Origin of the sequence: Bradyrhizobium sp. USDA 4532, assembly GCF_024171315.1 — a bacterium.
GTDB classification, from domain to species: domain Bacteria; phylum Pseudomonadota; class Alphaproteobacteria; order Rhizobiales; family Xanthobacteraceae; genus Bradyrhizobium; species Bradyrhizobium australafricanum.
In genome coordinates, this window is sequence record NZ_JALJZN010000001.1 from 1,280,174 (window position 1) to 1,299,756 (window position 19,583).

At 65.4% G+C, this 19,583-nt stretch carries 17 protein-coding genes, 1 pseudogene and 1 riboswitch; of the genes and pseudogenes, 8 read left to right on the forward strand and 10 right to left on the reverse strand.

The window, feature by feature from the left end; translation table 11 throughout:
• Nucleotide 1: 1 nt before the first annotated feature.
• The 4 genes from J2R76_RS06210 (at nucleotide 2) to J2R76_RS06225 (ending at nucleotide 3,278) form a co-directional block, all read left to right on the forward strand.
• The gene (locus J2R76_RS06210) at nucleotides 2-859 is read left to right on the forward strand and encodes an LpxI family protein (protein WP_159109568.1); all 858 of its coding nucleotides are present in this window, start codon (nucleotides 2-4) and stop codon (nucleotides 857-859) included.
• The gene (gene lpxB / locus J2R76_RS06215; protein WP_168855887.1) at nucleotides 859-2,037 is read left to right on the forward strand and encodes a lipid-A-disaccharide synthase; all 1,179 of its coding nucleotides are present in this window, start codon (nucleotides 859-861) and stop codon (nucleotides 2,035-2,037) included. Before J2R76_RS06210 ends, lpxB begins: the two co-directional genes overlap by 1 nt.
• Nucleotides 2,038-2,156: 119 nt before the next feature.
• Nucleotides 2,157-2,816 carry an SRPBCC family protein gene (locus tag J2R76_RS06220; protein WP_076825392.1) on the forward strand — a complete coding sequence of 220 codons (660 nt, stop codon included), beginning with the start codon at nucleotides 2,157-2,159 and terminating at the stop codon, nucleotides 2,814-2,816.
• A 93-nt stretch (nucleotides 2,817-2,909) separates the two neighbouring features.
• Nucleotides 2,910-3,278, forward strand: coding sequence for a helix-turn-helix transcriptional regulator (locus J2R76_RS06225; RefSeq protein WP_253623836.1), 369 nt, complete (start codon nucleotides 2,910-2,912; stop codon nucleotides 3,276-3,278).
• Between the two features lie 34 nt (nucleotides 3,279-3,312).
• Here the strand turns inward: J2R76_RS06225 and gltA are convergent, their stop codons facing one another.
• Both gltA and gltX read right to left on the reverse strand, forming a co-directional pair.
• On the reverse strand, nucleotides 3,313-4,614 hold the full coding sequence (gltA, locus tag J2R76_RS06230; protein WP_168855886.1) for a citrate synthase: 1,302 nt from the start codon (nucleotides 4,612-4,614) through the stop codon (nucleotides 3,313-3,315).
• 160 nt (nucleotides 4,615-4,774) lie between these two features.
• Nucleotides 4,775-6,196 carry a glutamate--tRNA ligase gene (gene gltX / locus J2R76_RS06235; RefSeq protein ID WP_168855885.1) on the reverse strand — a complete coding sequence of 474 codons (1,422 nt, stop codon included), beginning with the start codon at nucleotides 6,194-6,196 and terminating at the stop codon, nucleotides 4,775-4,777.
• Nucleotides 6,197-6,373: 177 nt separating this feature from the next.
• Here gltX and J2R76_RS06240 point away from each other — a divergent pair, with 177 nt between their 5' ends.
• From J2R76_RS06240 to J2R76_RS06250, 3 genes are all read left to right on the forward strand, one after another.
• Nucleotides 6,374-8,053 (forward strand): glutamine--tRNA ligase/YqeY domain fusion protein, encoded by a 1,680-nt coding sequence (locus J2R76_RS06240; RefSeq protein WP_057016590.1) that lies wholly within the window; start codon nucleotides 6,374-6,376, stop codon nucleotides 8,051-8,053.
• 44 nt (nucleotides 8,054-8,097) lie between these two features.
• Nucleotides 8,098-8,484 (forward strand): nuclear transport factor 2 family protein, encoded by a 387-nt coding sequence (locus tag J2R76_RS06245; RefSeq protein ID WP_141342153.1) that lies wholly within the window; start codon nucleotides 8,098-8,100, stop codon nucleotides 8,482-8,484.
• 279 nt (nucleotides 8,485-8,763) lie between these two features.
• The gene (locus tag J2R76_RS06250) at nucleotides 8,764-9,126 is read left to right on the forward strand and encodes an SPW repeat protein (protein WP_057016506.1); all 363 of its coding nucleotides are present in this window, start codon (nucleotides 8,764-8,766) and stop codon (nucleotides 9,124-9,126) included.
• A 319-nt stretch (nucleotides 9,127-9,445) separates the two neighbouring features.
• On the opposite strand, the gene J2R76_RS06255 is transcribed toward J2R76_RS06250, so the two are convergent.
• Nucleotides 9,446-10,774: an MFS transporter gene (locus J2R76_RS06255; protein WP_057016507.1), complete on the reverse strand. Its 1,329-nt coding sequence runs from the start codon at nucleotides 10,772-10,774 to the stop codon at nucleotides 9,446-9,448.
• 432 nt (nucleotides 10,775-11,206) lie between these two features.
• Here J2R76_RS06255 and J2R76_RS06260 point away from each other — a divergent pair.
• Nucleotides 11,207-13,482 (forward strand): annotated as a pseudogene (locus J2R76_RS06260) (ComEC/Rec2 family competence protein).
• On the opposite strand, the gene J2R76_RS06265 reads toward J2R76_RS06260, so the two are convergent.
• The 7 genes from J2R76_RS06265 to glyA all read right to left on the reverse strand — a co-directional run bounded on the left by J2R76_RS06265 (nucleotide 13,479) and on the right by glyA (nucleotide 19,302).
• Nucleotides 13,479-13,706 carry a hypothetical protein gene (locus tag J2R76_RS06265; protein WP_076825420.1) on the reverse strand — a complete coding sequence of 76 codons (228 nt, stop codon included), beginning with the start codon at nucleotides 13,704-13,706 and terminating at the stop codon, nucleotides 13,479-13,481. The pseudogene J2R76_RS06260 and the gene J2R76_RS06265 sit on opposite strands and share 4 nt — an antisense overlap.
• A 145-nt stretch (nucleotides 13,707-13,851) precedes the next feature.
• On the reverse strand, nucleotides 13,852-14,280 hold the full coding sequence (locus J2R76_RS06270; RefSeq protein ID WP_026192810.1) for a hypothetical protein: 429 nt from the start codon (nucleotides 14,278-14,280) through the stop codon (nucleotides 13,852-13,854).
• 256 nt (nucleotides 14,281-14,536) lie between these two features.
• Nucleotides 14,537-15,241 (reverse strand): transcriptional repressor LexA, encoded by a 705-nt coding sequence (gene lexA / locus J2R76_RS06275; protein WP_016841600.1) that lies wholly within the window; start codon nucleotides 15,239-15,241, stop codon nucleotides 14,537-14,539.
• 243 nt (nucleotides 15,242-15,484) lie between these two features.
• On the reverse strand, nucleotides 15,485-16,696 hold the full coding sequence (gene glp / locus J2R76_RS06280; RefSeq protein WP_168855883.1) for a gephyrin-like molybdotransferase Glp: 1,212 nt from the start codon (nucleotides 16,694-16,696) through the stop codon (nucleotides 15,485-15,487).
• A 26-nt stretch (nucleotides 16,697-16,722) separates the two neighbouring features.
• Nucleotides 16,723-17,349: an HAD family phosphatase gene (locus tag J2R76_RS06285; RefSeq protein ID WP_057016509.1), complete on the reverse strand. Its 627-nt coding sequence runs from the start codon at nucleotides 17,347-17,349 to the stop codon at nucleotides 16,723-16,725.
• 438 nt (nucleotides 17,350-17,787) lie between these two features.
• Nucleotides 17,788-17,946, reverse strand: coding sequence for a hypothetical protein (locus J2R76_RS06290; RefSeq protein ID WP_253610086.1), 159 nt, complete (start codon nucleotides 17,944-17,946; stop codon nucleotides 17,788-17,790).
• A gap of 84 nt (nucleotides 17,947-18,030) precedes the next feature.
• Complete coding sequence (gene glyA, locus J2R76_RS06295) at nucleotides 18,031-19,302, reverse strand: serine hydroxymethyltransferase (protein WP_168855881.1); 1,272 nt, start codon at nucleotides 19,300-19,302, stop codon at nucleotides 18,031-18,033.
• A gap of 36 nt (nucleotides 19,303-19,338) precedes the next feature.
• Nucleotides 19,339-19,424, reverse strand: a riboswitch (ZMP/ZTP riboswitch).
• Nucleotides 19,425-19,583: the final 159 nt, after the last annotated feature.

Sequence of the window (19,583 nt, forward strand, 5' to 3'; positions counted from 1 at the left end):
CATGACGTCAGCGGCTCCCTCGCTTTCCTCGCCGGTCGGCGTCATCGCCGGCGGCGGCGCCATGCCGTTCGCGGTCGCCGACTCCCTGGTTGCGCGCGGCATCACGCCAGTGCTGTTCGCGCTGCGCGGCGCCTGCGATCCGGCGCGCGCGCAGCGGTTTCGTCACCGCTGGATCTCGGTCGGCCAGCTCGGGCGGGCGACCCGGCTGTTCCGCGACGAAGGCTGCCGCGATCTGATCTTCATCGGCACCCTGGTGCGGCCCGCGCTGTCGGAGATCCGGCTCGACTGGGGCACGCTGCGCCTGCTCGGCCACGTCGTGCGCGCATTTCGCGGCGGCGACGATCATTTGCTGTCGAGCGTTGGCCGCATCCTCGAGCAGCAGGGCTTCCGCATGGTCGGGATCAAGGATGTCGCGCCCGATCTCTTGATGCCGGAGGGTGCCGTGACGCTCGCGGCGCCCGACGGCACGGCACTCGCCGACATCGCGCGCGGACGTGGTGTGCTCGACGCGCTCGGCCCGTTCGACATCGGTCAGGCGGCCGTGGTGATCGACGGTCATGTGGTGGCGGTCGAGGATATCGAGGGCACCGACGGGCTGCTCGCGCGCGTCGCGCGGCTGCGCGCCGAGGGCCGCATTCGCGCCAAGGCCGGCCGCGGCGTGCTGGTGAAGGCGCCGAAGAGCCGGCAGGATCTGCGCTTTGATCTGCCGACCATCGGCCCGCGGACGGTCGAGGGCGCGGCAGCAGCCGGTATCGCCGGCATCGCCGTGATCGCCGGCAATACGCTGGCCGCCGAGCCGCAGGCCCTGGTCGAGGCCGCCGACGCCAAGGGGCTGTTTGTCATCGGGCTGGCGGGCTGATGCAGGAGCGCAGCCCCAGCACCACTCGCAAGATCTTCCTCATCGCGACCGAGGAATCCGGCGACCGCCTCGGCGCGGCACTGATGCAGGTGCTGCGCCAGCGGCTCGGCGATGCCGTGCAGTTTTCCGGCGTCGGCGGCCGGGCGATGACTGCTCAGGGAATCGTCCCGCTGTTTCCGATCGAAGAGCTCTCGATCATGGGCTTTGCCGCCGTCGTGAAGCAATTGCCGAGAATCCTGCGATTGATCCGGCGCACCGCCGATGCCGTGTTCGCCGACGCGCCTGACATGCTCGTCATCATCGACAGCCCCGATTTCACCCACCGCGTCGCCCGTCGTGTCCGCGCCCGCAATCCGAACATTCCGATCGTCGACTACGTGTCGCCGTCGGTCTGGGCCTGGCGGCCGGGCAGGGCGCGCGCGATGCGGGGCTATGTCGACCACGTGCTCGCGCTGCTGCCGTTCGAGCCGGAGGAATATCGCAAGCTGCAGGGACCGCCGTGCAGCTATGTCGGCCACCCCCTGACCGAGCAGCTCGCCACGCTGCGCCCGAACGAGGACGAGCAGAAGCGGCGCGATGCGCAGCCTCCGGTGCTGCTGGTATTGCCCGGAAGCCGGCGCAGCGAGATCAGGCATCATCTGGCGCTGTTCGGCGCGGCGCTCGGCCAGCTCAACAAGCAAACGCCGTTCGAGCTCGTGCTTCCCACCATGCCGCATCTCGAGGCGATGGTGCGCGAGGGCGTCGCGTCGTGGCCGGTGGTGCCGCGGCTCGCGATCGGCGAGACCGAGAAGCGCGCCGCGTTCCGTGTCGCCCGCGCTGCGCTCGCGAAGTCGGGCACGGTGACGCTGGAGCTCGCGCTGTCAGGGATTCCCATGGTGACGGCCTATCGCGTCGGCGCCGCCGAGGCGTTCATCCTGCGCCGCGCGATCCGGGTGTCCTCGGTGATCCTCGCCAATCTCGTGATCGGCAGCGATATCATTCCCGAGTTCCTGCAGGAGGACTGCACGCCGGACAAGCTCGCGGCGGCGCTGGGCGACGTGCTTGCGGATTCGCCCGATCGTCTGCGGCAGCTCGTGGGGTTCGCGACGATGGACGGGAAGATGTCGACCGGCGACCAGCCGCCGAGCGTCCGCGCCGCCGACATCGTGCTGGCGGAAATGGGCCGCCGTTCGGCCTAGCCAATCGATCGTGTCCTCGTTCAGTTCAGTGGCGACATCCCGCCGCAAGGATCTCGCTTGCGCTGAATATTTAGACCGTCCTAATATTAGCAATAGCTAATATTAGGACGGAGCATGCCATGAAGATCGACCCGGTCGCCTATCTCGGAGCCGTCATTCGCGAAGTCGCCTTCCGGGAACGCGACGGCAAGCCGGCCCGGGCGGTGATCGCGACCCGCAGCTACGACACCGACATTGCCGATCTCTGGGATGTGCTGACCAACCCCGAACGCATTCCGCGCTGGTTCCTGCCGATCTCGGGTGACCTGAGGCTTGGCGGCCGCTATCAGTTCCAGGGCCATGCGGGCGGCGAGATCACGACGTGTGAGCCACCGCGCCGGCTTGCCGTCACGTGGGAGTCCATGGGCACGGTCAGCTGGGTTAGCGTCACGCTGGCCGAGAATGGCCCGGACGCCACGCGCCTGGAATTGGAACACCTCTCGGTGATCGAGGGCGACTTCTGGGACCGCTACGGGGCCGGTGCGGTCGGCGTCGGCTGGGATCTCGCGCTCCTAGGGCTCGCGCTCTATCTGGCCATGCCGCCCGGCGAGGAATTCGACCGCGCCGCCGCGTCCGCCTGGCCAGCCACCGGCGACGGCAAGGAATTCATCCGCCGCGCCAGCGAGGACTGGTGCAGGGCCTCGATCGCGGCGGGCACCGAGGAGGCTGCGGCGCGCAGATCGGCCGCAAACACCACGGCGGCCTATTGCGGCGAGCCGGAGCCGGGGAGCGGAGGCTAGAGCATGATCCGGAAAAGTGTGAAGCGGTTTTCCCTCGCGACAAACGCGAAGCGTTTGCGCGGAGATCATGCTCAAACGAAGAGCTAAAGCGGGATGACGATGCAGTCTCATCGCGCTTTAGCGACCTTGCACGCCTTCGACATCCTCGGCGATCCCGTCCGCCGGCGCATCCTGGAACTGCTTGCGACCGGCGAGCACAGTTCGGGCGACGTCGTTGCGGTCGTGCAGCGCGAGTTCGGCATCACCCAGTCGGCGGTGTCGCAGCAGCTGCGGATCTTGCGGGACGCCGGTTTCGCGTCGGTGCGTGCCGAGGGCACGCGCCGCATCTATGCGGTCGAGTCGGCGCGGCTGCGCGAGGTCGACGACTGGCTCGACCGGTTCAGGGCGTTCTGGCTGCCGCGCCTTGACGCGATCGCGACCGAAGTCGCGCGGGGCAAACGAAAACGGCGCCATCAGGAATGATGGCGCCGTCCCGGATTCGCTTCAGCGATGCAGCTTACTTGCGCCTGTCGATCTGCACATAGTCGCGGCGTGCGACGCCGGTGTAGAGCTGGCGCGGACGGCCGATCTTCTGCTGCGGGTCCTCGATCATCTCGCTCCACTGGCTGATCCAGCCGACGGTGCGGGCGACCGCGAACAACACGGTGAACATCGAGACCGGGAAGCCCATCGCCTTCAGCGTGATGCCCGAATAGAAGTCGACGTTCGGGTAGAGCTTGCGATCGATGAAGTAGGGATCGCTGAGCGCGATCTTCTCGAGCTCCATCGCGACCTTGAGCATCGGATCGTCGCCGTGGCCGGTCTCCTTCAGCACCGCGTGACACATCTTCTGCATGATCTTGGCGCGCGGATCGTAGTTCTTGTAGACGCGGTGGCCGAAGCCCATCAGGCGAACTTCGCTGTTCTTGTCCTTCACCTTGGCGATGAAGTCCGGAATGTTTTCGACCTTGCCGATGCCGTAGAGCATGTTGAGCGCGGCCTCGTTGGCGCCGCCATGCGCCGGGCCCCACAGGCAGGCGATGCCTGCCGCGATGCAGGCGAACGGGTTGGCGCCCGACGAGCCGGCGATGCGTACCGTCGAGGTCGAGGCGTTCTGCTCGTGGTCGGCGTGCAGGATGAAGATCTTGTCGAGCGCGTCGGCGAGCACCGGGTTGATCTTGTAGTCCTCGCAGGGCACCGCGAAGCACATGTTGAGGAAGTTCTCGGCAAACGAGAGCGAGTTCTTCGGATACACGAAGGGCTGGCCGACCGTGTACTTGTAGGCCATCGCCGCCAGCGTCGGCACCTTCGCGATCATCCGCATCGAGGCGATCATGCGCTGACGCGGATCGTTGATGTCGGTGGAGTCGTGATAGAACGCGGCGAGCGCGCCGACGGCGGCGACCATGATCGCCATCGGATGAGCGTCGCGGCGGAAGCCCTGGAAGAACCGCGCCATCTGCTCATGCACCATCGTGTGATGGATCACGCGATGGTCGAAGTCCTTCTTCTGCGCCGGGGTCGGAAGATCCCCGTACAGCAGCAGGTAGCAGGTCTCGAGGAAGTCGCCGTGCTCGGCGAGCTGCTCTATCGGATAGCCACGGTACTCGAGCACGCCGGCGTCGCCGTCGATGTAGGTGATCTTCGACTGGCAGCTGCCGGTCGAGGTGAAGCCGGGGTCGTAGGTGAACACCCCGGCCTGGCCGTAGAGCTTGGCGATGTCGATGACATCAGGCCCAACCGTGCCGCTCAGGATCGGGAAATCGTAGTTCTTGTTGCCGATGGTGAGTGTGGCTGTCTTGCTGGATTTTGCGTCCATCGTGATATCCCCGATGAATTCGTTGCGAAAACCGACCTTGCCCAGTCGCTAAATTGCGGCCCATGGCGGGGCGGAACGGCTTGTGGAGAAAGCGTCCGGAATTGGGTAGCTCATTGCCATGTGCGCTGCAAGATGGACCCTGGAGGGGGTCCATGCAGGATCACGCCGCCTGATCGGCGAGACGGGCAAGGCACTCCTGGCGTCCCAGCACGGCCAGCACGTCGAATATGCCCGGCGACGTCGTGCGTCCCGTCAGTGCCACCCGAAGCGGCTGGGCGACGGCGCCGAGTTTCAGGTTGTTCTGCTCGGCGAAATTCCGCATCGCGGTCTCGGTGGTTTCCGCTGTCCAGTCGTTGACGGCTTCCAGCGCGGTGCGCAGGCGGCCGATCATCGCACGCGTTTCCGGCGTCAGCAGCGCCACAGCTTTCGGATCGAGCGCGAGCGGACGATCGGCGAAGATGAAGTAGGCGCCCGAGATCAGCTCGATCAGCGTCTTGGCGCGCTCCTTCAGGCTCGGCATCGCCCGCAGCAATTGCGCGCGGGTGGTGTCGTTGAGCTTGGCCTTCAGCGCGGCGCCCTCGGGAACATAATCCAACACGCTCTCGAACTGGGTCACGAGGGATTGATCGTCGCTCTGCCGGATATAGTGACCGTTGAGGTTCTCCAGCTTGGCGAAATCGAACCGTGCCGCAGAACGGCCGATGCCCGAGAGGTCGAACGCGTCGATCATCTCCTGGGTCGAGAAGATCTCCTGATCGCCATGGCTCCAGCCGAGCCGGACGAGGTAGTTGCGCAAGGCGGCCGGCAGGTAGCCGAGCGCGCGGTAGGCGTCGACGCCGAGCGCGCCATGGCGCTTCGACAGTTTCGAGCCGTCGGGACCGTGGATCAGCGGAATGTGGGACATGCTCGGCAGTTCCCACTCCAGCGCGTCGTAGATCTGCTTCTGACGCGCGGCGTTGATCAGGTGGTCGTCGCCACGGATGATGTGAGTGACGCCCATATCGTGGTCGTCGACCACGACCGCGAGCATGTAGGTCGGGGTGCCGTCGCCGCGCAGCAGGACGAGGTCGTCGAGGTTCTCGTTCTGCCAGACCACGCGGCCCTGCACCTGGTCCTCGATCACGGTTTCGCCGGTCTGCGGCGCCTTGAGGCGGATGGTCGGCTTGATGCCGTCGGGCGCCGTGGCCGGATCGCGGTCGCGCCACATGCCGTCATAGAGGCGGGTGCGGCCCTCGGCGCGCGCCTTCTCGCGCATCGCGGTGAGCTCTTCCGGCGAGGCATAGCAGTAATAGGCGCGCCCGGCGGCGAGCAGGCTCTCGGCGACCTCGCGATGGCGGGCAGCGCGGCTGAACTGGTAGATGACCTCGCCGTCCCAATCGAGCTCGAGCCACTTCAGGCCGTCCAGGATGGCGTCGATCGCCTCCTTGGTCGAGCGCTCACGGTCGGTGTCCTCGATCCGGAGCAGCATCTTGCCGCCGAGCTTCCTGGCATAGAGCCAGTTGAACAGCGCGGTGCGGGCACCTCCGATATGGAGGAAGCCGGTCGGTGAGGGGGCGAAGCGGGTAACGACGGGTTTGGTCATGATCGAGCGAGACGTATGCTGAGACGGCGGTGGTGTATATCAGGAACCGGACATAACTAAACCCCCGGCTGACCTTTTGCCCACCAAACCAGGCCTCAAACCAGACTTGAAACCAGGCTTGGCCGGACGGCACGAATTTGGCAGAAGGTTGAGCTGACTCCTCCAGGGAACCCTTTGATGACGACTGACACGACGGCAGAGGCAGGGCGCGACTTCATCCGCGACATCGTCCAGGCCGATCTCTCCTCCCACAAGCACAACCGGATCGTGACCCGTTTCCCGCCGGAGCCGAACGGCTACCTGCATATCGGCCACGCCAAGTCGATTGCCCTGAATTTCGGCATCGCGCAGGAGTTCGGCGGCCAGTGCAATTTGCGCTTCGACGACACCAATCCGACCAAGGAGGAGCAGGAGTACATCGACTCCATCCAGGCCGACGTCCATTGGCTCGGCTACGACTGGGGAGCCAACCTGTTCTATGCGTCGGACTATTTCGAGCGCCTGTACGATTGGGCCGAGGGCCTGATCAAGGCCGGCTATGCCTATGTCGACGATCAGTCCCAGGAGGAGATCCGCACTTCCCGCGGCACGCTGACCGAGCCCGGCAAGAACTCGCCGTTCCGCGACCGCTCGGTCGAGGAGAACCTCGACCTGTTCCGCCGCATGAAGGCCGGGGAGTTCTCGAATGGCGCCCGCGTGCTGCGCGCCAAGATCGACATGGCCGCGGGCAACATCAACCTGCGCGACCCGGTGCTCTACCGCATCTTGCACGCCCATCATCCGCGCACCGGCGACAAATGGTCGATCTATCCGAGCTACGATTACGCGCACGGCCAGTCGGACGCGATCGAGGGCATCACCCATTCGATCTGTACGCTGGAGTTCGAGGATCACCGCCCGCTCTATGAGTGGCTGCTCGACAAGCTGCCGGTGCCTTCGAAGCCGCGCCAGTACGAAATGGCACGGCTCAACCTGACCTATACGCTGCTGTCCAAGCGCGTGCTGACCCAGCTCGTCCGTGACGGCCATGTCTCGGGCTGGGACGATCCGCGCATGCCGACCATTGCCGGCTTGAAGCGGCGCGGCGTGCCGCCGGCCGCTGTGCGCGAATTCATCAAGCGCATCGGCGTCGCCAAGGCCAACAGCGTGGTCGATGTCGGGATGCTCGAATTCTGCATCCGCGAGGAGCTGAACCGCACGGCGCTGCGCCGGATGGCGGTGCTGCGGCCGCTCAAGGTGGTGATCGAGAATTATCCGGAAGGGCAGGTCGAGGAGATCGAGGCGATCAACCATCCCGACAATCCGGAAGCCGGCACCCGCAAGATCGCGTTCGGCCGCGAGCTCTATATCGAGCGCGACGACTTCATGGAGAATCCGCCGAAGAAGTTCTACCGCCTCTCGCCCGGCAACGAGGTGCGGCTGCGCTATGCCTACTTCATCAAATGCACCGGCGTGGTGAAGAACGACGCCGGCGAGATCGTCGAACTCCGCGCGACCTACGATCCCCTAACCAAGGGCGGCAACGCGCCCGACGGCCGCAAGGTCAAGGCGACGATGCACTGGTTGCCGGCGGCGCAGTCGAAGCCGGCGGAGGTCCGTATCTACAACCAGCTGTTCGCCAATCCGAGCCCGAACGCGGCCGATTTCGCCGCCGACCTCAATCCGCAGTCGCTCGAAGTGCTGAAGGATGCGCGCGTCGAGCCGGCGATCGCCGAGAGTAATTCGCCCGATCCGGTGCAGTTCGAGCGGCAGGGCTATTTCGTGCGCGATGCGGATTCGACGCCGGACCGGCTGGTGTTCAACCGCACCATCGGCCTGCGCGACACCTTCGCCAAGGAAGTCGGCGGCAAGGGCTAGCCGAGAGGAAGCGCGTCCCGAGCGGACAAGCGGACGGGGGATCGATGCCTGATGAATCCGACGAGATCGTCTCCGCCATCATCGCCAGATGGTCGGCGGGTTTCAGCAGGCTCGATGCGAATGCGTTAAGCGCGCTCTATTCGAAGAGCGCGTTCTTCTTCGGCTCGAACCCGACGCTGTATCGCGGCCGCGACGGCGTCAAAGCCTACTTTGACGGTCTGCCGCGCTGGCGCGCGCCGCGCGTTCAATTCAGCGATGTCAGGGCAGAGCGGGTCAACGCCGATCTCGTCAACATGGCGGGCATCGCGTCATTCTTCCTCGACGGCGATGCGCCCTCGCTCGCCGTCAAGATCACCTGGGTGATCGCGCGCGAGGACGGCGACTGGAAGATCGTCTGCCACCACGTCTCGTCGCAGACGCCGCTGATCTAGGCTCAGCGCTGGAGCTGACGCAAAAAGTCGAGGGCCGGCGGGCCCTCGTAGTCAGGGAGAGTGCGCGGGGCCGGGCGCCTCGCGGCTGCACCCAACTCGCAGGCTATCCGGATCGCGCTGCATTGCGAGGAGGGACCAAGGTCGTAGGCTGCGGAGCGCGGCTTCCGGGCGCCCGGACGGTCGTCGGCTTGCGGATCAGCAGCGGCAACACATCGCAGGTCGGACAGATGCTTTTTTGCCCGCGCCGCACCATGTCTTCGGAAGAAGGAGGTGAGGATCATGCGCATTCAACACTGGCAGGATGCTGCCAGCCTGTTGGTAGGCGCCTGGCTGGTCGCATCGCCGTTTGCACTGGGCTTTTCCGGGGCAGCTCTCTGGATCTCCATCGCGCTCGGATTGGGCGTCGTGCTGTTCGCCCTGGAGGCATTCATCATTCCGTCCTATCTGGAGGAATGGGGCGAGATGCTGATGGGGTTGGCTCTGGTGGTGGCACCCTGGACGTTCGGCTACCAGCAGGGATCGGTCACGACGAGCAGCGTGCTCGCCGGCGTCGCGGTGATCGTGCTCGCGTGCTGGGAGCTGACGATGGATCGTGATTTCGCCACCTGGTGGCACGATCGCTGGCATCACCGAGCTGGCTGAGAGGAAGCTGACTGAGACGTTGGCCTGACCGCCAACCAAAGGCGGCCGGAGCGGGGATTTGCGTGGCGCGGGATCCCCTCTGCCGCCCGATGCAGGTTCTGCAGAGACATCTCGCCAGAGACGGCGGGTGTGGGACGATTCAGAAGCGTCGTCCCGCACTCGCTGGACGGCGGCCATGGCGCCTGCTGCAGGGTGAGAGCGCTTTCGAGCGACGTGGATAGCGGCTCGCGTAAGGAAAACGCATCGAGACAAGATTCTAGAGTCCCGTTCCGATCCCGTCGGAACGGAGCTGTAGTCGCCCGTCAGCAAGGTGACTCCGTCACGATGCGGCTTTCGCCTCGATCTGCTCCCAAATTCTGGTCTTGCGTGTCTCGGGCATGATGAAAACGGCGATCACGAAGCACACCGCGGGAACGACAATCGGGTAGATCAGCGCATAGCCGATGCTGCCGGTCGCCGCGAAGGCGGCTGATGTGATGAACGGCACCAATCCGCCGCCCCAACCATTGCCGATATGATACGGCACCGAGACCGAGGTGTACCTGATCCTGGCCGGGAAAAACTCCGCCAGGAACGCGCCGACCGGCCCGTACACCATCCCGACATAGCAGACGAGGATGAAGATGATGAAGACGGCGACCGGATAGTTGATGTGTCCCGGCTGCGTGACCATGCCGAGCCACAGATACAGCGGATAGTAGGTGATCGCGGCAAGCAGCATTCCTCCGAGGATCACGGACTTGCGGCCGATCTGATCCGACAGCCAACCAAAGAAGATCAGGCTCGGCGTTGCGATCAACAATGCGGCTCCCACGATGTAGGCCGAGGTAACCGCATCGACCTTGGAGACCTGCTGCAGGAAGTACAGTGCCCAGAATTGACCACTGTACCAGACCACGCCCTGTCCAATCAGGACGACGATAGCGATCAGGATGTACTTGATGTTGGCGCTGAGGAAGGCTTCCCGCCAGGGATTCCTGGTCATCTGTCCCTGTGCCTTGATCTCCTGGAAAATCGGCGTCTCCTGGAGCTGCAGGCGGATGTAGATGGCGATGGCCACCAGCACGAACGAGACCAGGAACGGTACGCGCCACGCCCATTCGTCAAAGGCCTGATTGCCGGCCCAGGTTCGGGTCAGAACGATCACCGCCAGCGACACCACGATCCCGAGCGTCGGCGAGGTTTGTAGCCAGCCCGTGTAGTAGCCGCGGCTGTCGTCCGGAACATGCTCGGCGACGTAGGTGATGGCGCCGCCATATTCGCCGCCCAGGCAGAGACCCTGGATCATCCGCAAGCCGAACAGAACGAATGCGGCCGTCAGGCCGATCGACTGATAAGTTGGGATCAGTCCGATCGCTCCCGTTCCCAGGCCCATTCCGCTCAGCGTAATGAGGAATGTATATTTGCGGCCGACCCGATCGCCCATCCATCCGAACAGGAAGGCCCCCAGCGGGCGGATCAGGAATCCCGCAGTGAACAGCGCGATCGTGCTCAGCAGGGCTGCGACGGGGTGGGATTGCTCAAAGAACTTGACCGAAAGAACGGCGGCCAGGCTGCCAAAAATATAAAAGTCGTACCATTCAATGATGTTTCCCACTGACGCAGCGACAATCACGCGGCGAAAATCGCTTGGTACTTGAATTGCCATGTGCTGCTCCTCTCAAATGCAAACGCTACTCCTCGCGTTTTTCAGCGATCTATCCGCTCGCGGAGTGCGCGTGGTGCACGGCGTTACAGGCGAGATTTGCGCGTTCGTCCGCAACGCCTGATCTCAGGGGAGTTGTGGCCACCTGAGAGGAGCTCCAGCGGCCTTCAAGTGCCGCGAGCCGTCACTGCCTCATCTCCGTCTCTTCGGGAGCGGAGGCATCAGGACAGTCTATTCCTAATGTGATCGGTATCTTAGTGAGACTTTCGGCTCGATCGATTTGACGCAGGCGGCAGCCGTGGCCCGGCGCGAGCTAGGCAAGGCGCAGGACGATCCAGATACCCGGGCGTTCCCGGTCCGTATTCTGCATCCGTTCCGCTAGTCGGGTGACGGGGCGATCCGCTAGCCTGCCGCCCGGCAGGGATCGCAAGCGGAATGGCGGAGCAGGGCACGACGCCGGGCGGCAAACGCGGCTACGCGGGGACGTGGCCGCCGCGCACGGCTGCGCCGGTCGGCGGCTTTCTCCCGGCGCGCGCCGGCATCTGGAAGCCTCTCGTCGAGACATTGCGGCAATGGGCGCGCGCCGAGGCCGGCGCTGGCCGCCTGTTGCCCTGGGTGCCGGTGGCGTTCGGCACCGGCATCGCGTTCTATTTCGCGGCCGAGCACGAGCCGGTGCTGTCGGTCGCGGCCACCGTCGCAATCCTGCTCTGCCTGCTGGCGCTGCTGCTGCGGCGGCGCAGCGTGTTTCCCGTCATCGCGCTGCTGGCCGCGGTGGCCGCGGGCTTTGCGACGGCGACCTGGAAGACGGCGCGCGTCGCTCACACGGTGCTGGCGCGGCCGATGTTCTCGGTGGCGCTGACCGGCTTCGTCGAGACGCGCGACATCCGCGAGAAGACCGATCGTTTCGTGCTGCGTGTGGTTTCGATGGAGAGCCCGCGCGACATGACGAAGCTCGATCGGGTCCGGCTCTCGGTGAAGAAGGGCACCGCGCCCGATGTCGGCAGCTTCGTTGAATTGAAGGCACGGCTGATGCCGCCGCTCGGGCCGCAGCGCCCGGGCTCCTATGATTTCGGCCGCGACCTGTATTTCCAGGGCATCGGCGCCTCCGGCTTCGTGATGGGCGCGGTCAAGACCAGGGAGCCGCCTGCGACCGGCGGCTTTGCGCTGCGCTACGCCGCCTTCATGCAGGGCCTGCGCGACGCCATCGACGCGCGGATTCGCACCACGCTCGACGGCGACCAGCGCGCGATCGCAACCGCCTTGCTCACCGGCCGGCGCGATGCGATCTCGACGCCGGTCAACGATGCGATGTTCATCTCGGGGCTCGGCCATGTGCTGTCGATCTCCGGCTACCACATGGCCGTGGTCGCCGGCGTCGTGTTCTTCGCGGTGCGCGCGCTGCTCGCGCTGTTTCCGGCGCTGACGGCGGCGCATCCGATCAAGAAATGGGCGGCGGCGGCCGCGCTGGTCGCCGCGGCGTTCTATCTGTTGCTGTCGGGCGCCGAGGTCGCGACGCAGCGGTCGTTCTTCATGACCGCCGTGGTGCTGCTCGCCGTGATCGTCGACCGCCGCGCGATCACCTTCCGGACGCTGGCGGTGGCGGCGCTGATCGTGCTCGCGATCGCGCCGGAGGCGCTGGTGCATCCCAGTTTCCAGATGTCGTTTGCGGCAACGCTCGGGCTGGTGGCGCTGGTGCAGATCGGGCTGCCGAACCTGCTGGCGTCGCCCGACCATTCGACGACCGCGCGCGTCGCGCTGTGGGGCGGCCGGGAGCTCACGATGCTGATACTGGCCTCGCTGGTGGCGGGGCTGGCGACGACGCCCTATGCCGCGTTCCATTTCCACCGCGTGACGCCCTACGGGCTGCTCGCCAACCTCGCGGCGATGCCGGTGGTCTCGGCGGTCGTGATGCCGGCCGGCCTGCTGGGGCTCGTCGCCATGCCGTTCGGCTTCGACGGCGTGTTCTGGGCGATCATGGGTCTTGGCATCGACTGGATGATCCTGGTGACGCAATGGGTCGCCGCACTCCCGGGCGCGGTCGGCCGCATGGCGGCGTTCGGCATCGGGCCGCTGATCGCAGCGAGCGCCGGCATCATCCTGCTCGGGCTGCTGCGCACGCCGCTGCGCTGGTCAGGTGCGGTGCTGCTGCTGGTGGCCTCGGTCTGGGCGCTCAGGGTGCCGCAGCCGGACGTGCTGATCTCGGGCGACGGCCGCAATGTCGCGGTGGCGGTGATGGACGGCTGCATCTGATGCACAGCGCCAAGGATGCATTTTTGGTCAAGGAGTGGCTGGCGGCGGACGCCGACGCGCGCACCGCCACCGATGCGTCGCTCGGCGAGGGCGTCTCGTGCGATGCCGGCGGCTGCGTGACCCAGGGACCAAGCGGCACCTTCGTCGCGCTGGCGACCCGGTCGGAGGCGCTGGCGGACGACTGCGAGCGCGCAGCCCTGATCGTGACGGCGCGGCGGGCGCCGCAGGGCTGCGCGGCATCGGTGATCGATGCCGAGCGGCTGCGCCGCCACGGCGCGCTGGTGCTGCGGCGGAGCAGGGACGGCTACGTCGTCGATGCGGTCAAGCCCGGCGGGATCGACCGGCCGTGGTCGCCGGCGGTTTCCGGCGACGGCGAGAGCGAGACGACGCTACGCGCCCCCGCGCCGCGGCCTGCGGTGGATGCGACGCCGGCCGAGACCGATCTGCAGGGCGATGATTAGCCGTGGTCCGGCAAGGGCGCGCTTGGCAGCTCGAACAGGCCGAGATGGTATTCGTCGGAGTCGGGGCCGGCGTCGGGCTTCTTGACGAGAGTGAAGGAAGCCTCGGGAAATTGCTCCCAGACTTTCAGGTCGTCGGCCGTTACCGTCAGCCAACCGAACCGGAACATGTAGCGGCCCGGTTCCGTGACGCGTCCAGCCTTTTGCCATGTGACCTTATCGACCACCGCGCACGTCCTCCGTACCCGATGATGCGCCAAGGTGCCGGCCGACGCAAATCTCCTTCTGCGCCCCGGAAGCGGGAGTCCGGGGTCGCCCGAAATTGCTTAGGTCATCCGCCGCCGAACAGCTCATTCCGCGGCGACGATGCGCTCAACCCAAAAACAGCGTTGCGAATGCGGAGGGCCGCCGCTCCACAACCTTCGGCTTCTGCTCGACCGGCGGATGCAGCGCCGGCAATTGCAGCACGCTGACGCGCTGTCCCTCGACCAGCTGGGTCACCAGCACATGGCTGCCGTCGGGGAATTCGACCGCGTCATGATGCCGATCGGGCACGTCGGGCTCGACTTCGTTGAACACGCCGACGCGATAGTTCAGCGTCTTGGTCCAGATCCAGCGGCTGTCGTAGCGAACGTTCTCGGCGAAAGCGAGCTCGGTGCCCGGCAGCATGCAGACCGCGACAGTGGGGTCATTCTCCGAAGCAAAGCCGCGGGTCGACGTGCCGCGGAACGTCGTCGTGATCAGCGTCTCTCCGACAATGGCGGGGCGCGATGCCACGGCGTGCAGACTATAGTCACACATCGGATGGCTCCTCATTTCGAGGTAGCGACCCGTGCCTCTCCTTGAGGCATTAGGGCCTCTACCAGAGTGGACGATAGCGAACGAGCGTCTGCTCGTTTCTGGGCGATTGTACGACTGGTCCGAGATCGCTCCGATCACAAACACGCGACGCTGCGCGAGAGGTATCGGAGCGCATCGGGCAGGCCGTACGCTACACTATCATGCAAGGAACGATCCGACGTGTTGCTCGTTCCCGGCCGCCGCAAGTATTTGCAATTCAGTATTTGCGATAAAGGCCGATCAGCTTGCCCTGGATGCGGACCCGGTTCGGCGGCAGGATGCGCACTTCATAGGCGGTGTTGGCCGGCTCGAGCGCGATCGATGCGCCGCGGCGGCGGAAGCGCTTCAGGGTGGCTTCCTCCTCGTCGATCAGCGCCACCACGATGTCGCCGGTATTGGCGACGTCGTTGCGCTGGATCAGCGCCATGTCGCCGTCGAGGATGCCGGCATCGACCATCGAGTCGCCGCGCACCTCGAGCGCATAGTGCTCGCCGGCACCGAGCATGTCGGGCGGCACGCTGATGGTGTGGCTGCGGGTCTGCAGCGCCTCGATCGGCGTACCGGCGGCGATCCGGCCCATCACGGGGACCGCGACCGGACGGTTGCCGTCGTCCTCGGCAATCGGCGGCGTGCTGGCGCGCCGGCCGAGGGTGCCTTCGATGACGCTGGGCGTGAAGCCGCGGCGGCCGTTGCCGCCGCCGGCCGAGAGTTCGGGCAGCTTGATGACCTCGATGGCGCGGGCGCGGTTCGGCAGGCGGCGGATGAAGCCGCGCTCCTCCAGCGCAGTGATCAGGCGGTGGATACCGGACTTCGAGCGCAGGTCGAGCGCATCCTTCATCTCGTCGAAGGAGGGCGGTACGCCGGCCTCTTTCAGACGTTCATTGATGAAACGCAGTAGTTCGTACTGTTTGCGCGTGAGCATCTCGAGTATTCCCCCGGTTGATAGCGTCGTTCGATTCCGAGACTCTTCTGGTGGGGCCTGCAGGCCGGGCCTGACCTCAGGAGCATGTGCTCAATGCACCTGCTTCCATGCAGCTTCCCGAATGTAGACACCAGTACTCGAAACAAATCATGAACGGACACTATATGTTCGATATGTGTTCCGCAACCACTTAATTTCCGGTGAACGTGTCGGGCAACGCACAATCGGCGGGGCGCGAAAACCCTATTCGGGCAGTGTCAGAATCTCGCATTCGCTGCCCTTGACGGCAGCTGCCGCAAACGGCGGACGCACGAGAAGTGCCCGTGCCGCAGCGAGATTCCCGAGCAGCGACGAGTCCTGCTGCGTCACCGGCGTTGCGATCAGCCTGCCGTCCTCGCGCGCTTCGAGCCGCGCACGCAGATAGTCCTCGCGCTGGTCGTTGGCAGCGAGGTCGCGGCCGAGCAGGGCGCTCGCGCGGCGATGACGAATCACTTTCCGGCCGCTCAGCGCCCGAATCAACGGCACCAGGAACAGGAAGGCGCAGACATAGGACGACACCGGATTGCCCGGCAGGCCGATCACCCGCATCGCGCCGAGCCGGCCATGCATCATCGGCTTGCCGGGCCGCATCGCAATCCGCCAGAACGCCATCTCGACCCCCTCGGCTTCCAGCGACCGCTTGACGAGATCGTGGTCGCCGACCGAGGCGCCGCCTGTCGTGATCAGGACATCGGCACCGGCCTCGCGCGCCCGGCGGATGCCCGCCGTGGTCGCCTCCACCGTGTCGGCGGCAACGCCGAGGTCGACGGTCTCGGCGCCTTCGGCGCGCGCCAGCGCCCGCAGCGCGTAGCCGTTGGAATAGACGATCTGGCCGGGACCGGGCTGCGAGCCCGGCATCACCAGCTCGTCGCCGGTCGCCAGCACCGCGACCTTCGGGCGGCGGCGCACCGCAAGTTCCGGATAGTTCATGGCGGCCGCCAGCGACAGCGCGCGGTCGGACAGGCGGCTGCCGCCGGCGAGCAGCACCTCGCCCTCACGGAAGTCGACCCCAGCCGGGCGGATGTGCCGCCCGACGCTGGCGGCCTCCGTGATCGTGATGTGGTCGCCGTCGACGGCGGTGTCCTCCTGGATGATCACCGCGTCGGCGCCATTGGGGATCACGCCGCCGGTGAAGATCCGCACCGCCTCGCCGGCGCCGACCGTCCGCTCGAACGGCCGGCCGGCGGCGACTTCGCCGATCACCTTGAGCCGGGCCTTTAGATCAGCCGCATCGGCGGCGCGCACCGCATAGCCGTCCATCGCCGACATCGGCTGCGGCGGCTGGGTGCGGAGCGCCGCGAGATCGTGCGCAAGCGTGCGGTGGTAGGCGGCATCGAGCGCGACCATCTCCTCCGGCAGCGGTTCGGCGCCGGCGAGGACGGCGGACAGGGCATCGGCAACCGGCATCAGGGCCACGCTCAGAGTTCCTCAATTCCTAATCTTCAAATTCCAAGTGCGGTCAAAGCCCTTGCCACGTCATCCGTCGATGTCACGTGGATAGCATAAAGGCCGCGGGCCCGCGCACCTTCGATATTGGCGGCCAGGTCGTCGAAAAACAGGATCCGCGACGCCGGCACGCCGATGGCTTTTACCACATGATCATAGGCCTCGGCGTCGGGTTTGCGGAAGCCGATGCTCGAGGACAGGAAGACGTTGCGGAAATGGCTGAGCAGGTCGGCGTGGGTGACCGAGAAATGCGCGACATGGGCCGGATTGGTGTTGGAGAAGGCGTAGAGCGGCATCCGCTTGGCGGCCGCCGCGAGCAGCGGGGCGATGCCCGGCATCTCGCCGGTGAAGATCGCGTTCCAGCCTTCGAGGAACTGGGCGTCCGTGATGTTGATGCCGAGCGTCCGGCGCAGATTCTCGAAGAAAGCCGCGTCGTCGATCCGGCCGATCTCATGATGCTTGAAACTGTCGTCGACGACAAAGCGCGTGGCGAGCTCGGCGGGCGCACACCCGGCATGCTGCGCCCAGTGCGCCATCACCTTGTCAAAGTTGATGTCGAGCACGACGCGGCCGATATCGAACAGCAGCACGTCGACGGAGTTGGGAGTGAATTGCGAGGTCATTGCATGAAACCGTGTACGAGAATTGCGGGCAGGCGGCAATGTCCTCGATTTCAGTGACCGGTGTGTGGATTGTACGTGGCGTTGCATTCATCGCGAGACTGTTCCCGCGCACACCACCGTCGTCCCGGCGAAGGCCGGGACCCACAACCACCGCATTTGATCAGGAACGGGATCGTGGCCCCAGCGTCGCACAACAATTGAGATTTGGGGTAATGGCTCCCGGCCTTCGCCGGGACGACGGCGGGTGTCGTCGCTTGTGCTTCAAACATCCATATTCTCGCGACATGATCTGTCCGAGCCTTGGTCTTTTCACCCTATATTTTTGCTACGGGGCTTGGCTTGCCGCGTCGGGCAACTCAGTGGCACGCACGCACTAGCTTTCAGCGCACCAAGCGACTTGATGCTTGCCGGCGGCTTGACGCCCGCCGGGCGTAGCTCTCACAGCCTGGATAGCGCCAGGCCGAGGTAACCGATCAGCGCACCGGTGCTGAGAATGATGACGACGAGCGCCTGTTCCGAGCGTGCTTGCAAGGTTTTCCGGGTCACGGCGTTGGACGCTCCGTCTTCGAGGTCATGCGGTCCAACGAACAGCATCAATTTCCGTTCCGGTCCTTCCCCCGGGAACCTTCACGACCTGCCGAGCTACGCGACGAATGCGGAACAGGAACGCGGCTCGGCTGCCTATGAGGGCGGCGCGATCCCCGGAACGGGGAAGGCGCGGCACATCTCGACGCTGTTCGACCTCAGTCGCTTGACGACCGCTGCATCTCCCTTCGACCGGAGGGATTCCGCAATGAGTTCGGCGATGAGGCGCATTTCGGGCTCGCCCATGCCGCGCGTGGTCGCCGCCGGCGTCCCGAGGCGAATGCCGCTCGGCTTGAGCGGCGGACGCGGATCGTCGGGAATGATCTGCTTGTTTGCGGTGATCCCGACGGCGTCGAGGATGTTCTCGGCCGCGCCGCCGTCCACGCCGACGCTGGCCACCGTATCCACAACCATCATGTGATTATCGGTTCCGCCGGTGATCAACGTCATGCCACGTTCCATCAACGCTTCGGCCAGGACCTTCGCGTTGCGCATGACCAGTCTTGCATAGGCCTGAAAATCGGACGTCGATGCCTTCTTCAGCGTGACCGCGGTTCCGGCCACAACGTTCATGTGCGGACCTCCCTGCAGCCCCGGGAACACCGACGCGTCGATCTTGCCGGCGAACTCCCGGCGACAGAGAACGATGCCGCCGCGCGGCCCGCGAAGCGTCTTGTGCGATGTCGTCGTCATCACGTCGAAACCCGCATCGAGCGGATTGCGCAAGGCATTGCCGGCGATCAGGCCGCCGTAATGGCTGACGTCGGCCATGGTCAGTGCACCCACCTCATCGGCGATGCTCTTGAAGGACGCATAATCCAGATCGCGCGGATAAGAGCTGTAGCCGCACAGCACCAGCTTCGGGCGGACGTGCCGGGCCATGGCGCGGAGCTCATCGAAATCGATGGCGCCGCCGTTTGACGGCTGCGTCTTGTAGCGGGCGAAGTTGAAGAGCCGCCCCATGTGCGACACCGGCGCGCCATGAGTGAGATGGCCGCCGTGTGACAGGTCCATCGCCAATATCGTATCGCCGGGCTGCAGCAGGCCGAGATACACGGCCTGGTTCATTGGCGACCCGGACAGAGGCTGAACGTTGGCATGTTCGGCGCGAAACAGCGCGCAAGCGCGCTGGCGGGCAAGGTTCTCTATCTGGTCGGTAAATTCCTGGCCGCCGTAATAGCGGCGTCCCGGATAACCTTCGGAATACTTGTTGGTGAACACCGATCCCAGCAGCTCGAGCACCTCGGGGTAGGTGTAGTTCTCCGATGGAATCAGCTCGACGCCGTCTTGCTGGCGGCGCTCTTCGCCCTCGAGCGCAAGGGCAACTTCCGAATCGTTGAGATGGAGTTCATTGCGGAATGACGGCATGGTGCGGGCTCCCTAAGACGCTGGATCATCAGCTGAACGGGTTGCCCAGGCGAACGGCGTTGGAACCCTTCGCGCTTCACCGTGGTCAATTCCACGTAAGCTCGCCAGTCGCGCGAGGGGCGAATGAGCCTGCGAAGCTCATCGCGAGCAGAAGGCTATCCAATCCCCGGCGGGCTCGCAAGGGTTGGTTGCTGGCGCCGCCGCGGGCCCAGCGTTGGGCGAGATCGAACATCTGGCGACAGCCACGGCAATGGCGACCAAACCGAGGGACGTCCGGCTTA